Below are 15,302 nucleotides of genomic sequence, written 5' to 3'. Positions count from 1 at the left end.
TCAGTCCTCGGGCTGGGCGTGGGTCGCCGTCCACCGCACGAGGTCGTCCAGGTCGTCCGCCGAGCCCTGGCGTCGGAGGGTCTCGGCGTCGTGCTCGGCCAGGAGCCGGCGCATCTCGCGCTCCACCGCCGATGCGACGAGCGCGGCGCGGCTCGGCGCCTTGCCCTCGGCCACCGCACGGTCGAGGAAGGCGACCATCTCGTCGGGGAGTCGAACAGCGATCTGGGTGCTCATGTGTTCACCGTACCTGCATGCATCCCAGTTCGGGATGCACTCGATGCCACACCCGCTTGGCTGCACCGTCTCGACGAGGCCGGCGTCCGGGCGTCGTCCGGGGTGCCGGTCCAACTAGGGCGAGACTCCGTCGTCCCGGGCTGCGAGTGCGTCGCTTCGCGCGGGCTCGTCGGCCGCCGCACCCGCGCGGACGGTCGGCTGCGCGGGCACTGCCTCTGCGGCGTCACCCGCCGAGATCGCCGACGGCGCCGCCTCGCGGTACGTCCGCGATATCGCCGGGTAGACGGGCAGCCGGAAGGCAACGAGCGCAGCGGCCACCATGATGAGGCCAGCAACGACGAACACGAGCGCGATGCCACGCGCCTCGCCGTCGCCGAGCAGCGGGCGCAGCGCCTCCCGCCCGGCGTCGGAGCGGGCGTAGGGGATGACGACGAACTCGGCGATCGGCGCGATGAGGAACGCGGTGATCGGTGCGGCGGCCGACTCGAACGTCATCGCGAACCCGAACACGCGGCCCTGCCGCTCGAGCGGCACGACGCGCTGGATGACCGTCTGCTCGGCGGCCTCCACGACCGGGATCAGGCACATGTAGAGCCAGATGCCGAGCGCGTAGAGCACCCACCACTCGCGGATCGTGAACGTCGCGCCGAGCACGCCCATGCCGACGACGACGAGCAGCATCGTGCGCATGGGGTTGGAGCCGAGGCCGAACTTGGCGACCGCGGCGCCGCCGATGATGAAGCCGGTCGCGGTGACCCCCAGGACGAGGCCCCACGCCTCGACGGAGAACAGCTCGAGGCCGTAGGGGTCCATGAGCGCCATGTAGACGCCGCCGATGAGGTTGTTGAACGTCGCGAAGATGATGAGCGAGAAGAGGCCCGGCGCCGAGCGGATGACGCGGATCGATCCCGCCAGGTCGATCTGCGCGCGGGCACCCTCCGCGGGGGCGGCGGCGACGCGGTCCTCGGGGAAGCGGATCGTCAGCAGGTGGACGAGGGTCGCGCCCATGAGCGCGAGCGAGATCCCGAGCGTCCACCCCATCCCGAGGAGGCCGACGGACAGGCCGCTGAAGACGCTGGTGACCATGAACGCGACGCCCTGCACGGTGCCGACGAGGCCGTTGGCGTTCGCACGGCGCTCGTCCGGCACGAGGAGCGTCACGGTGGTGGACAGGGCGATGCTGCGCAGCTGCTCGACGACGGCGCCCGCGAGGATGATCACCGTGAACGCCCAGAACCACGGCTGACCGAGGTCCAGCAGCGTCGCCTCGGGCAGCAGCAGGAACATCGCGCCGGCGACGCCGAACGCGACGAGCGTCAGCACGCTCGACAGCTGCATGACGGCGAGCTTGCGATGGTGGTCGACGATCGACCCGAAGAAGATGCTGCTCACGGACACGAAGAGCATGTACGCGCCACCGATGATGCCCGTGGCCAGCACGGACCGGGTGCCGAGGTAGACCCAGAACGTCAGCGCGAACCACAGGAAGCTCGTGGTCACGTTGGCGACGGCGGTGTTGACCAGGATGTGGCCGATCGTCCGCATGGCGGTTGGAGAGCTCGGGCGGATGCTCACGATGCGGGCCTCCTGGTGTCGTCGTTCCCCGCTCATTGACGGACAGACCTCGCCAGCGATCACATCTAATCTGCCGCGACCCACGAGGCAGCTGACGTTCGAACCGGAGACAGTACCCCGAGCGCTCCACGGGACTTCTGGTTCCAACAACGAGGCGTCTACTGCGTTGCCGACAGGTCGTGACGCCCTCGGACACTCGCGCTGGAACCTAACGCGACCCTCGGGCCCGAGCTGGCTCGGTCCGCTTGCATCTTGACCCGTCGTAAGACTCCGCGGCCGGCGATGACGATGACGACGATCGCGGCGCAGGGACCGGGACTCCGGCGCAACGGTGCTTCGGTCGCCATCCGGCCGTGAAGCGAACATGCTGGACTGTGCTGAACCTGGCTAAAGACTGCCACGCCGACGTTGCGTACCGCGCTGAGACGGCCGAGCCTGACGGTTCCCAAAACCGTTTCCGCGAGCGGAGGGCCGGCTTCGCACATGCACCCACGTGCCGTATCTTTGCGGGAGGCCCCATACGGCTCTAGCGACGCGAACCCGCATGTCGTAATGCGCCGCGACACGACTCTCCAGCGATGAAGGAATCATTGTGCCCGAGACACCAAAGAAGGCGGACCTCGTTTGGCGGGAGTTTGATGCCCTCGTCGAGTTCGACCGTCCACAACCATGGCGCGGCGATCCGAACGCCGATGAACGGCGATTCGAGCCTGACCTAGATCTTCTCGGGAAGCTCCTCGAGGTACCGCTCCGGCATGGCGTTAGCACCCAGACCGGCCTGCCTGCAAAGGCGGTCGACGTATGGCTCGCCGCAGAGTTGCGGCGTGCCGGTTTTGAGCCCGACGAAGTTTGGCCCCGCCCCATGCGCCCGCGAGTGCTGCCACGGGAGGTGGCCCTCCTTTTGGCGGACCTGCCACAGGACCTTCGCGAGCGTATTGCGCAGCGCATCACCTCTGGGAGCGCTGGTGGAGCGGTGTCTGCGGACGCTTCCATACTGGGCCGCGCCTACTACAAGCAGGTCGATGTCGTCATCTCCCAGTGGGCACGGGGGCCGGAGCTCCTTGTATCGACGAAGCGGATGGACTCGTCGCTTTCCCGCAATGCGTTCAACCGCATCGAGGAGTCCTACGGCGATGCTCACAATCTTCGCGGCCGCCATCCGCTTGCCGCCATTGGCTATGTGCTTGTCCTCAGAGAAGCAGCCATGACGGAGGCCCCCAACGCAGCGGAGCGGTTGATCGATCTCGTGGCGAAGCTAGCCCAGGACGAGCGTGGCTACGACGCGACAGCGGTCGTGATTGCGGAATGGGACGCGACGCCTGGGCAGGGGTCGGTACAAGTCCGAGGCGGCGTTCAAGATAACCTGACCCTCGGTCATTTCATGAGCACGATGATCGCCGCTGTGCTGGATCGAACCCCTATCGATACCCATGTGCGAGCGCGCGAACTATGGGCGGCAACGGAACTCGCCGTGCGCGAGGACGAGAGTCGAAGCGCTCCGGGGTTCTAGCTGTCAGAACAAGGTCAGTCACCGGTGGTAGAGGCTTGCCGCGACGCGCGAGGCGCGTTCGAAGTCGCGTTCGCGGAATGCAACGGCCAACTCGGCTTTAACTTCGGCATCGATGGAGTCGGGCGCAGGAACTCGGACTCTGCGTAGATACTGGGCGCTGACTCGCAGGTAGCCACTCGACATACGGACCGAGTACGCGGACACGAAGAGGTTGGCCACGTCCGACATCAAGACGCCACCAAGGACCTCCAGGTCCCATACCTCCGACGTAATATAGTAGAGGCTGTGTGATGGGTAATACTCGCCCGTGTCCAGTACGGGGAATACCCGATCCTTAAGGTCGGGTATAAGAAGCTTCGGCTTCGACGCTACTCTGGGATCCACGCGATCAATAGTTCGCCACCAACGGCTTGGATCCCTTCTCGCGACGCTCCTTGCTCGAACGCGGGACCGTTCGCCGTCTAGGTATGCTGCCATCCCAGGAAAGTCCGCGAGGGCGACAAGGCCCGAAGGGCCCCAAGGGTTCACGAGAAACTTGCCACCCCACTTGGGCTGTCCTGTGGTGACGTCACGCGCGGTGATGATCTTCAGCAATCTGTCACGTTCGGTGCCCCCGGGCTCTCTTGCGATATAGACGTCGTCCGCGCCGGTCGCGACACCAACGGAAACGCGCGCACCGGTTGCTTCGAGTGTGGGCATCTCGCTTTCCAACCGCGCAATAAGTGCCAGATCGTCGGGCGAGCCAGAGGGCCAACTGCCATTGGAGTCGAACCAGCGGCGCATCCAAGAGGCCGTGAAGGATCCATCCACGGGCGCGCTGCCGTAGCCAGCGCGCCAGATGCGGAGTAGCCGGTTCGCCGCCTCGGCGTCGAACGTGTCGTGCGCTTCGCACACCAACGCAGCGCCCTGAGACTGAGCGCTAACGCGAATGATCGCCGGATACGCTGCAACGCGCTCCTCAAACGCGTCAACAGAATGGACTTGGATGCACGCGTCAAGCGAGTACGACTTCTCGACCAGGTGCCGCAGGCGTGTTCCGTACTGGTTACGCATCCAGCGGTCCGCGCATATGTAGGTTAGCGACCCACCGGGGACGAGGCGGTCAAGTCCTGCTTCTATGAAGCCTACATACAGGTCGGCACGCCCGGTCATCGTCGTCCAGCGCGATCGATAGCCCAACATCTTCGCCCCACCAACATCCTCGAGACGAACGTAGGGCGGATTGCCGACGACCCAACGAACCTTTTGAAGACTCTCCGCAAGCGTGAGGAAGTCGCCTTGTCTAACCCACACGCGGGAGAGCATCGTCGCTGTCTCTTGTGATTCTCCTCCAGCGATCAGGACGCCTTCGACCGCGGCGCGGCTTTGCGCCACTGCCCGGTGGTCGATGTCGACGGCGACAATCGCACCTGTGGCCGCACGGATGTCATCACCGAAAACTCGGCAGGAATCAAGTAGCCGTTGAGCCATCGCCGCTACGAAGGCGCCCGAGCCGCATGCCGGTTCAAGGGCGGTGTGGCGGGCCAGCGGTAGTGTAGCGGTGTAGCCCGCAATGTCTAGCACCATGTCGACTATCCAGCGGCGAGTAAAGACGGCGCCTAGCTTGTCGTGAGCCGACGCGGCCTCAGCCCGCTGGTCGGTTGCGTTGGCCGAGTGCGTGGAAGTCTGCGTCATGGGAGACCAAGCCTAGCGTCGGCCTCCGACACGGCGCCTAGCGGGGCGGGATCACTCGAGCGGGCGGTCCGGCCGAGGCTCGCCCTACGGCTGCGCACCTCTAGGGCTATCCGTGCTGCGCTGACGACCGGATCGTCGTGCTCCCAAATGACGATCACCATCCAGCCGGCCGAAGTGAGAGCGCCTTCAGTTGTACGATCGCGCTCTACGTTCCGCGCAAGCTTATCGGCCCACCGTTCGGCATTCGCGCGCGGCCGCGTACCGTGCTCCCGACATGAATGCCAGAAGCAACCCCGTACGTCGACGGCCACCTTTGCCCCGATAAACACGATGTCCAGTCTTGCCCGCAAGTTGGGTAGCGGTCGAACCTGAAGGCGGTAGCCGAGCCCGAGGCGCCGGAGCTCGCGCCTGAGCGCCACTTCCGGCTTGGTGTCTCGGCTCCGCTGCGTCTTCATCCGCCGGCGTGCGGCATCGCTAGATGGCCACGGATCGGGGTACTTCCGGGTGAGAGGGGGACGCGTGCGTTGCTGATGATCCTCAAGGTCTCGATAGAACGCTGTCGGCACCTTCATGCCAGATTCGTCGAGGCGGGACAGAAAACCGTTCGTCGCCCGATGTGAGAGGGGCGTCGCCCGGTCAATGTCAACGACCTCACCAAGCGTCAGCCCGGGAATCAGCATTGGCCACATCGAGGTATCTGAAGCCCACGCAGAGCCATCACTTCCGAAGCCTGCAGCCGGCCAGCGAGATTGACGGTTAAGTTCGGGTAGAGGCGGGACGGGACGCAGGCCAGGGCGCGCGCGCTCTGTCAGTTCTCGAGTACCCTCAGCCGCTACGATGCAACGCCCAACCCAATGGCCGACACCGACCGTGACGGCGTTGCCGACCAGTTTCCACCTAAGGTCCGGCTCATCAGGGACGACGGCCGCGCGCGTCCAACCGCGAGGAAGGCCTTGTAGAGCTTCGCCGTCCTCGAGTCGGGGTAGTACGAACCTTCGCCCCCGGGGGCCTGCAGGGAACCAGACAGCGGGCGCGGAGGGCAGTCCGAGCGTCGAGCCGCCCTTAAGAGTCGGCACTGCACCGTCCACCAGTCCTAGACCACTCCTGCCCTCCGTCCAGTAGAAGCCGTAAGACTCGCCCATCGACGCGTTCGGCGCAGTGGCGCTGCCGACGAGAAGCGTCGCTTCCGGGTGGTGTGTCAACGAGGCGAGGATTATGACCCTCGGGCGACGCTGCGGCACTCCGGTTGCACGCGAATCAACAGTTCGGTAAGCCCAGCGATACCCGAGGGACTCCAGTTCTTCGATGATGTACCGCATCCCGACCCCGCGATGGAGCGCCAACAAGTTTGGGACGTTCTCAAGAACGATCCAGTTGGGACGTGCCTCGGCGGCGATTCTGAACGCATGCGACACGAGGCCGGAACTCGCACCGAAGATCCCTGTTTTACGTCCGGCATGGGAAAGGTCGGTGCACGGGAAGCCCGCTGCCAGCACTTCGAAGCGACTTCTCGGAGTGTATGTGGAGACGTCCCCGGCCAGGGCGACTGCCGAGAATCGGTCACGGAGCACGCGCCGCGCCGGCTCCCACGACTCAGCCATCTCAACCGTAGCCAGCCCCGCGCGCTCAAGCCCGAGGTCTAGACCACCCACCCCCGCGAACAAGGACACGACACGCAAGGGTCTAGTGGGCTCGGCGTGGGTCACAGGTACACCGTACGCGGCCGAGACCGCTCGTCAGGTCACATCACCAGGCTCTGGACCGGCAAGAGCGACTGCGGCGCCCCCGTCCCCGACGCATGACGGGAGCCGCTTTGAGACGAGTGGTCGCGACTCAATCAGCGGAGAAGGTGCCGGACCCGTCCAACCCGAGGATGTGGTCAATGTCCTCGGTCACCTCCGGGGGACAGCCCGCCGGCGTTAACTGATTCTGGGTGTCGAGAATCGTCCGGGCAAGAGGCGCGCCATACACGCCAGCCAACGCGGCAACAGCAAGCCCGGGTAGGGTTCGGCACCGCAGGGGAAGCGCTGGCTTGTGACCGTTGAAGTAGTCGGTCGCGACCCGCCTTCCGTTTTCGGATTCCACTTCGCATTCCCAGCAGGCCGGGGTCTCGGCGTCTTGCTCACTATCGGGATGGAGAAGGCAGGCCCCGGCCATGGTCCACGACCTGCATGGCTGGGTGTGCGGGAAGGTGTGCGGTTTACGCATGCCGCCATCATCGTCAGCAACCTCCGCGCTCTCGAAGCGGTACCCGTTGGCGCGGATGATATTGTCTCCCGCAATAAGTAGCGCGAGTCGAACGGTCCCCATAATAGCGCGTCCTTCGATCTTCACCGCTCCGGAGGCGACCGGGAACAAGTTGCCCTCGTCGGTCTCTATTGGCCGACCAACCACCCACTTGTGCGCATCGACCATGTCGACGGGCGGCTTCTTCGTGAGCACCCCAAGGATCCCGTGGCCGTCCTCGAAGTTCTCAAGGTAGGGCGACAGTAGCCCACGGCGACCCGCATTGTCTTGCCCGTCTGCCGCCCATGCGTGGAGTACTCGAGCAAAAAGCTGTTGATGCGCGCTCGCCCGACTCGTGGCGCTATTCCTCGGCATCGGCAAATAACCTGATCTCGGGCCAGTAGTCAACATCGAATCCGCCGCTTCGGACTCCGTCGCGTAGAACGAACCGCTGCTTGAAGGGTCCCGGAACGCTGGACACGTACTCGGTCGCGGCGTGGATCGGGTGGAATGCTGAGACGTCCTCGCAGAAGACATGGGGTTCTCGAGGCACCGGCCCTCGGCTGCGGGGACATAAGTGCCAAAGCCAGACAGGGCGCGAGAGCCAGCGCTGTACCGGAGCGCACCAAGCCGGAGAAACCAAGTCTGAGTCGAAGGCTGCCGCGGCAGCTTCCGGCTGTGACAGGTCGGAGAGCTGCCCCCATGACGAGGGGCGCGGGTCAACGAGTAATCCCGGCCGGCGATGGGCGAGATGCGGCGCATCGATAAGAACATTTTGCCCAGGGAGGACAACCCGTTCGAGCCAATGCGCAACGGAGGCCACAGCGACCATCGGCAGCAGTGAGTCGGGGATCGTTTCGTCAAAGCTGAGCCGATTCATTGCCCGCGTAAGTCGCTCCGCGGCTGCGCGAAAAGTGAGTTCTCTCGGAGCTTCCCCGAAGAGTTCAAGTTGCTCTTTGGCGAACTGAGCGTACGTCTCATCGTCGTCGAGCCCTAGGGTCTCTAGGACAGGCGCCTCAAGATCGACTTCGTTCGCGAGACGTGCGAGGCGGTCGGGTGCGTCCAGCAGCCGAGGCCAATGCCACGGTCGATACGCTATGCCGTCTGACTGCCCGGTCCAGAGTTCGGCGCGCCGCAGATCGTCATGAGCAATGTTCAGATCCGCACTCGATAGTGCGAAGTTCTGGTGGGTGAGGTCAAAAGTCGTCTTCGAGAAGTCCTGGTTGACAAGGACAATAAATCGGGCCGTGGCGTAGCAGCGTGTCAAAAAGGCAAGGTTGTCCCCGAAGGATCCACTGAGCGTGTCCAGGGTCGTGTCGTCAAGGTCGCCGGACCCATTGGTGGGTGTGAGGTCAAAGTCCATCACAACAATTGAAGCCTTGTCGATCGCCTCGGCTTCACCACCGAAGTCCGACAGCTCGCCTGCGCGAGCTTGGCGCTGTCGCTTCTTTAGTTCTCTATAGGCCGCCGCGAACTGTTCGGGCCTCAGGGGCCGCGTCTCGTACCGTTTGCGAACCGCGGGGATGGCGCGGATGTGCCCTGCCCACGTCTCAACTCGCCGCGAGTCGTCGTCACAAACCACTATCGTGGGAAGTTCAATTGTCGCACTGGCGTCAGAGTTTGTCATCTCAGTCATTTCGTTGTCGCCTCCCACGAGAGTAGCACCGACGTAGCGTACTCCGCGTCGGGCTCAACGAACCGCACGTCGACGCCGAGCGGCTCGGTAATCATCCGAACGATCGTCAGGCCTAGTCCCGATCCGCCAAGTCCTAGCGAGGAGCGCCGCGGATCGTCCTGCATGCCCCGCACGAACGGTGCAAAGTAGGTCGGTGCCTTCTTGAGGTCGATCCCGATACCCGTGTCCTGCACCCTGATCCAATGCTTCTGACCGTCGATGCCACCGTCGATCTCAACGTGCCGTCTCGGCTGCTCTAGCACCGCGTTGAATGCGTTCACAACGAGGTTCTGTACTACCGCCGACCAAGCCGCGACGGGCGCAGCCGGAAGGGTTAGACCGTCCGGGATGGCAACGTTCACGGTTGCTCCGCGACCGAGTACAAGGAGCTTCCTCACGGTGGCTTGGATGAACGGCTTTGCGCGAATACGAGCAACGGTTTCTCGGCTTGCTCTAGTCACAACTGGCTTGAATAGCGAGGCTATGTCGTCCATGCCTTTTGCGCTCGCCGATAGTTCGTCGGCGATTCCCGCGAGGAGCATCATTGTGCCGGGTTCGCACGGCCCCTGGCATATTTCGCGAAGTCGTAAAGAAGTGTCCATGACGATGTGTCGTTGCTTACTCGCTTCGTGGTCCCACGCCAATGTCGTCATTCCGACCGTCGCCAGCGAGCCAAGCAGGGTCGTGAGTTGATCGCTTCTGCGCTCTAGTTCTTGCGCCGAGATCGCCGCATCTTCGATGTTGTCGGTGAGTGTTTGATATACCCTGTCGTCCAGCTGGTCACGAGCGGCTTCCAAGGTCGCGCGCGCCTCTTCGAAGCGCGCCGATGGTTTGCGCCTTGCCGAACCGCTTCCGGTTGACGCAAGCTTCGGGGCGCGATGTACCCCGTCCGCGTAGAGGTCGAGGCCGATCCGTATGAGCCGCCGGAGGGTGCGATATGCCCCGTTGTCGACGAGGCGGTCGCGCGTGACTTGGATTGCGAGAACGCTCTGCGGGTCCAGACCATGGCGCGTGGCTGCCTGCGCTTCGTGTGCGGTCGAAATGCGCGCCGTTCCGAAGACTCGCCTTGCGGAAGGCAGGTCATGTAGTTGTCGCGCGGCTTGCAATTCCGTTGGTAGAAGGTACGAACGACTGAGGCGACGCGCATGGTCACGCTCGAGATCGAGCCAATCCTGCGGCCCGTAGTAGGGCAGGCGGAAGCCGCCGTCGTAGATGTGCACACCGCCGAACTGCGCCATGTACTGGCGCGAGTCTTCGACCCGAACGTTGTTCGCCTGTCGGTAGGACAGATTGAATACGCGGATCTCGCACTCGAATTGGTCCAGGAGGCATCCGACTACCCGTACCTTGAAGCGGGCTGGCGTGGTCTCGCGATCGCGCGAAAGGATGGAGATGTCGAGCAGCTTGCTTGGCGCCAGACTATGCTGAGGTATGGTTCCGGCAACGGAGTGCTGGTCCTCGTCGACGACCACCAACGGGTCGATCTCAAAGAGCACGTCAGAATCAGGCTGGTCTGGCTCGAGGCGATACATGATCACGGAACGCCAGTTATCAAAGATGGCTTGCATCTGCGCGCCGAATTCGTCGACCACGTTTCCATATGGGCTCACGAGTTGAACTTGGAAGGCGGCACGGTCGTCGTCGCTGACGTCGAATGGTGGCTGGAGCGCCCAGATCTCCTGCGCTAGCCCGCGAAAGCTCGACTCGTCCCATGTGTCGGTAAGGCCGGTCATTGTCAGCCGCGTACCGACAGGTGAGTTGTTCGCGAAGCGTTCCGGCCGTGAGTCGCGGGAGACGGGAACCGTCACGCTCGTTAGTTCGTCCTCCGTAACGGCGCGATCCCAGTCAACTCTCGCTGTGATTCGTTGATGCACAGCTGAACCCGACGCGGTTTGCCGCGACGCGTAGCCACTGGTGGCCTTGTCCCTCAGTGCGACACTTGTAACCTCCAGCTTAGTCGCGAGGAGCTGGGCGGCAAGACGCCCTACACCCTTGGAGCCCGTGTATGCCCGTGCGAGCTCGGGGCTGCGTTGTTCTAAGCGCTTGTGCGTGGTGCCGACTCGCATCCAATACTGGACGAAGTCGTCGAATGACATACCATGACCATCGTCTTCCAGGACGATCGAGTGGCCGTCGAAGGTGATCGTTACGTGTCGAGCGTCGGCGTCGTATGAGTTCTTGATTAATTCGGCGAGTGCGATGTGCGGTTGTCCGACGAGGCGCGCGCCGAGCTCTCTGAGCAGGGCAGCGTCGACGGTGAAACTAACTGCGCTTGCAGCTTGCTGGTCGCTCGTCACAACCCACATCATGCCGTTCTCCGGCGGCAAAAGGGGCACGGCGCACGGAGGTCGGCCGAACTGACCGACGCCGTGGACTCCGGCGTCGGTGCGCCTATGGGTTACCCCGCCGGACACGGTCGACGGGTGCTGCCATCAAGGCGAGGCGCCGGTGTGCTGCCAGCGTCCGGCCATATCCTGCCCGGAGCCAGTCACCCAGGAGCCGCGCACGCATGTCGACCCTCGACACCACGCTGACGGATGCCGAGCGCCTCGGCCGCGGCCTCGCCGCGCTCGGCGCCGCGCTGCACCCGTGGGTCGACCGCGAGATGCGCGAGGAGGTCCCCGAGGACCAGGACTGGGTGTCCCTTTATGAGGCCGCCGAGTCCGCTCGCCGCGGTCACCCGTTCGAGCTCGACTCGCGCGACCCGCGCGCGCTCATGCGGATCGTCCGCCACACGCGCGCCGTCTTCCCGGTCGAGCAGGCGCAGCGCGCCTGGCTCGACGAGCTCATCGCCGCGGGCAACCGCTGGGCGCACGTGCCGGACCTCGACCGCGCCGAGGCGGACCGCGCTCTCGAGACCATGGCCCTCCTCCTCGACTCCCTCGCGATGGACGAGGCCGCCGAGGAGGTCCGCGCCCTCCGCCCCGCCGGCCCCGCGCTCGACCCCGCAGAGCCGCCCGCCGACGGCACCGACACACCAATCACCCACGAGACCCCGACCACCCGCGACCAAGACCCACCCAGCCCCGGCTTCTGCCTCCTCACCGTCGAGGTCGGCGACCTGGACGTCGTCGTCATCTACCGCGAGGCGCTCAACTACGCGCTCGTCACCAACCGCGTCTCGCCCGTGCTCCACATCCGCCTCGTCAACAACGGCCCCACCGCGGTGGACCCCGGCCGCCTTGTCCTCGCCATCGAGCCGTGGGGCGACGCCCACGTCGCCGAGCCGCTCGTCGTCGAGCCCGGTCCGGTCCCGCCCGGCGAGACGCTCGAGGTGCCCACCCACCTCACCGCCTGGCAGCTGAGCCCATCGGCGTTCGTCCACCTCGACGAGTCGATCACCACACGCCTGAGCCTCACCGTCACCGACGGCACGCAGGCCGCCACCACCGCCGAGCTCATCCGCCTTCTTCCGCCCGACGAGTGGTGGGCGCTCTCCATCCCCGAGGCGCTCGCCGCCCACATCCGCCCCAACGACGTCGCCGTCGCCGCGCTCCTGGCGGACGCCACCGAGCGCCTCAAGGCGAGCACCGGCCGCGGCGACCTCGACGGTTACCAGGGCGGCGAGGAGCGCGCCGTCGCCATCGCCCAGGCCGTCTACGAGGCGATGTCCGCGCGCGAGATCCGCTACATCGAGGCGCCCGCGTCGTTCGAGGGCACCGGCCAGCGCATCCGCTCCCACGCCGAGGTGCTCGACGGCCGCTGGGGCAACTGCCTCGACCTCGCGTGCGCCTACGCGGCCGCGCTCGAGTCGGCCGGCCTGCACCCCGTCGTCGTCGTCACGCGCAACCACGCCTTCGCCGGCTACCTCGTCAACGACAGCCAGCTCCCGCTCATCTCCGTCCGCGACGGCGGCACCATCGGCCTGCTCATCGATGCGGGCCTCGTCGAGACGGTCGAGCTCACCGGCACGACGTCGGCCATGGCGTTCGACGCCGCCGTCGCCGCCACCTCGCCGTGGTGGACGCGCCGGCTCGACGAGGTCAGCCACATGCTCGACGTCACCGCGGCCCACCGTCGCGTGCGGCCGCTGCCGACCATGCGGCGCGAGGGCGACACCGTCGTCGTCGAGGTGGAGGTCGAGCGCGCCGAGGTGCGCCGGCGCATCCGCGGCGACGTCACGCACGCGATGCCCGTCGAGGACCGGCCCGCCCGCATCGAGGCGTGGCGGCGCTCGCTGCTCGACCTCACGCTGCGCAACCCGCTGCTCAACCTTGGTGCTGCGCGCAGCGGCGCGCCCGTGCACGTGCCGCACGGCGCGCTCGGCACGCTCGAGGACCTGGTCGCGGGCGGCCAGACGATCACCCTCATCCCGCACGACCAGATCAGCGAGCTGCACGTGCAGCAGGGCGCGCGCTCGGCGCAGGACATCGACGCCGACGTCGTGCGCCGCATCCTCACCGAGGAGTCGTGCGCCTTCGTCGGGCTCCCGACCACCACCTACACCTCGCGCATGCTCGGGCTTGCCCGCAAGGCGAAGACGGCGATCGAGGAGACGGGCGCCAACAACCTCTACCTCGCCCTCGGCGCGCTGACGTGGACCGAGCGCAACAAGACCGTCCGCGCGCCGCTGTTCCTCGTGCCCGTCACGCTCAGCGGCGGCCGCGGCGCGCTGTGGCGCCTGCGGATGGACGACACGGGCACGATCGTCCCCAACCACTGCCTCATCGAGAAGCTGCGCGTCAGCCGCGGCATCGTCATCCCCGAGCTGCTCGACCCCGGCCAGGACGGCTCGGGCATCGACCTGCCGCGCGCGCTCCAGGCGGTGCGCGGCGCGATCCTCTCGGGCGGCCACGGCGGCTTCGCGCTCGAGGAGACCGCGGCCGTCGGCATGTTCGCGTTCTCGACGCTCGAGATGTGGAAGGACCTGTCCGAGAGCTGGCGGTCCTTCGTCCAGCGGCCCGTGGTGCAGCACCTCGTCGAGACGCCCGGCCTGCCGTTCCTCGACGAGGCGCCCGAGCCCGAGCCTGATCCGACCGCCGAGGCCACGACGTTCCTGCCCGTCGCCGCCGACGGCTCGCAGATCGAGGCCGTGCGCTGGGCGCGGGCCGGCCGGTCGTTCGTGCTCGAGGGGCCACCCGGTACGGGCAAGTCGCAGACCATCACCAACCTCGTCGCCGACTGCCTCGCGCACGGGCGCAGCGTGCTGTTCGTCGCCGAGAAGCAGGCCGCGCTCGACGTCGTGAAGCGGCGCCTGGACGACGTCGGCCTCGGCGTCTTCTCCCTCGACCTGCACGGCCGCAACCAGACGATCAACGCGGTGCGCAGCCAGCTGCTGCGCGCCATTGAGCACGACTCCGACCGCTCGCCCGCGTGGGAGACGCTGCGCGACTCCTACCGCTCGCTCACCGAGAACCTCAGCCGCTACCCGCGCCAGCTCCACGACGAAGGACCGGCCGGGCTGTCCGCGTGGGACGCGCGGCAGGTCGCGCTGAGCCTGCGCGAGCGCGGCGACGTGCCCGACGACGCCCTGCCGCAGCTCCCGACGACGCTCGTGCTCGGCACGGTCCCGCCGGCCGACGTGTACGACGCCGCCCGCGACATCGCCCACGCGCTGCACGACCTGGGCGGTGCGCCGGCGACGAGCCCGTGGCGGCTGGCCGGGCTGAGCGGGCCCGAGGCGATCGTGCCGCAGCGCGTCGCGGCCGCGGTCGACGAGGTGCTCGCCGCCGACGCCGCACTCGCGGACATTCCGCTGCGACCGGTGCTCGACCTCGCGACCGCGCCCGAGCACCTCGACCAGGTGGCCGAGTGGCTCGACGCGAGCGCGGGCCAGCGGCTCGCGCCGACGTCGGAGGCACGGCGCATCGTCGGGCCGCAGTGGGCCGAGCAGGCCGCGCAGGTGCGGCAGGCGCTCGACCAGCACCGCGCCACGTACGCCTCGCGCCTCGGGCCGTTCACGCCCGACGCCATGGCGCTCGACCTGGACGCCGCGCTCGCCGCGTCCACGGCAGCCGACGCGTCGTTCTTCCTCGGCCGCAAGAAGCGTCGCCGCGCCGTGCTCGCGCAGGTCGCCGCGACGGTGCGGCCCGACGCCGAGGTGCCGCTCGACCAGCTGACGCCGCTGCTCACGGGCCTGGTCGGCGCGCGGGCGGCGGGCATGCAGCTCGCGCAGTACGTCGGCGCGCTGCCGGGGCTGTTCCTGCCGTTCGGCTGGAACCCGCTCGACGTCGAGGCCGCCGTGCCGGTCGACCAGGCGATCCGCCGCTGGCAGGCGACGTCGGCGCTCGCCGCGATGGGTGACGCCCGCATCGACGGCGCGACCGAGGCGCTCGTCGACGGCGGGCAGGACCTGCCGTGGGGCACGGTCGAGGGCGTCCGGCGCCTGGCGGCCGCCTGGCACGAGGTGCTGAGCGCGCTCCGCGCAACGCCCGACGACGTCGCCTTCTGGCGCGCGGGGCGCGGGCT

Annotated in this window: 9 protein-coding genes; 2 read left to right on the top strand and 7 right to left on the bottom strand. The window is 66.7% G+C overall.

Annotation, left to right across the window (positions count from 1 at the left end; all coding sequences use genetic code 11):
* Nucleotides 1–234 (bottom strand): ribbon-helix-helix domain-containing protein, encoded by a 234-nt coding sequence (locus ICW40_RS11890; protein WP_221654217.1) that lies wholly within the window; start codon nucleotides 232–234, stop codon nucleotides 1–3.
* A gap of 114 nt (nucleotides 235–348) precedes the next feature.
* Nucleotides 349–1,779, bottom strand: coding sequence for an MFS transporter (locus ICW40_RS11885; protein WP_221654215.1), 1,431 nt, complete (start codon nucleotides 1,777–1,779; stop codon nucleotides 349–351).
* Nucleotides 1,780–2,401: 622 nt separating this feature from the next.
* On the opposite strand from ICW40_RS11885, the gene ICW40_RS11880 reads away from it, so the two are divergent.
* Nucleotides 2,402–3,319 (top strand): hypothetical protein, encoded by a 918-nt coding sequence (locus tag ICW40_RS11880; RefSeq protein ID WP_221654214.1) that lies wholly within the window; start codon nucleotides 2,402–2,404, stop codon nucleotides 3,317–3,319.
* Between the two features lie 18 nt (nucleotides 3,320–3,337).
* On the opposite strand, the gene ICW40_RS11875 is transcribed toward ICW40_RS11880, so the two are convergent.
* The 5 genes from ICW40_RS11875 to ICW40_RS11855 form a co-directional block, all read right to left on the bottom strand.
* The gene (locus ICW40_RS11875) at nucleotides 3,338–4,993 is read right to left on the bottom strand and encodes an Eco57I restriction-modification methylase domain-containing protein (protein WP_221654212.1); all 1,656 of its coding nucleotides are present in this window, start codon (nucleotides 4,991–4,993) and stop codon (nucleotides 3,338–3,340) included.
* Nucleotides 4,990–6,663, bottom strand: a complete 1,674-nt coding sequence (gene vsr, locus ICW40_RS21760; RefSeq protein WP_374199149.1) for a DNA mismatch endonuclease Vsr — start codon at nucleotides 6,661–6,663, stop codon at nucleotides 4,990–4,992. The genes ICW40_RS11875 and vsr overlap by 4 nt, the downstream gene beginning before the upstream one ends.
* 163 nt (nucleotides 6,664–6,826) lie before the next feature.
* Nucleotides 6,827–7,435: a hypothetical protein gene (locus ICW40_RS11865; protein WP_221654209.1), complete on the bottom strand. Its 609-nt coding sequence runs from the start codon at nucleotides 7,433–7,435 to the stop codon at nucleotides 6,827–6,829.
* Between the two features lie 145 nt (nucleotides 7,436–7,580).
* Nucleotides 7,581–8,846, bottom strand: a complete 1,266-nt coding sequence (locus ICW40_RS11860; protein WP_221654208.1) for a hypothetical protein — start codon at nucleotides 8,844–8,846, stop codon at nucleotides 7,581–7,583.
* 5 nt (nucleotides 8,847–8,851) lie between these two features.
* On the bottom strand, nucleotides 8,852–11,191 hold the full coding sequence (locus ICW40_RS11855) for an ATP-binding protein (protein WP_221654206.1): 2,340 nt from the start codon (nucleotides 11,189–11,191) through the stop codon (nucleotides 8,852–8,854).
* A gap of 212 nt (nucleotides 11,192–11,403) precedes the next feature.
* Here ICW40_RS11855 and ICW40_RS11850 point away from each other — a divergent pair.
* The coding region (locus ICW40_RS11850) for a DUF4011 domain-containing protein (protein WP_221654205.1) at nucleotides 11,404–15,302 on the top strand (3,899 nt) is incomplete at its 3' end.

The sequence above is a fragment of the Actinotalea ferrariae genome (assembly GCF_019733465.1).
In the GTDB taxonomy this organism is placed as follows: Bacteria; Actinomycetota; Actinomycetes; order Actinomycetales; family Cellulomonadaceae; genus Actinotalea; species Actinotalea ferrariae_A.
The sequence above is the reverse complement of the archived record's forward strand: the minus strand, read 5'-3'. Positions and strand labels throughout refer to the sequence as shown.

What these genes read in the sequence shown, in the direction of transcription:
- ICW40_RS11860 (WP_221654208.1), bottom strand. Translation starts at nt 8,846, where the DNA reads ATGACAAACTCTGACGCCAGTGCGACAATTGAACTTCCCACGATAGTG.
- ICW40_RS11890 (WP_221654217.1), bottom strand. Translation starts at nt 234, where the DNA reads ATGAGCACCCAGATCGCTGTTCGACTCCCCGACGAGATGGTCGCCTTC.
- ICW40_RS11885 (WP_221654215.1), bottom strand. Translation starts at nt 1,779, where the DNA reads ATGCGGACGATCGGCCACATCCTGGTCAACACCGCCGTCGCCAACGTG.
- ICW40_RS11875 (WP_221654212.1), bottom strand. Translation starts at nt 4,993, where the DNA reads ATGACGCAGACTTCCACGCACTCGGCCAACGCAACCGACCAGCGGGCT.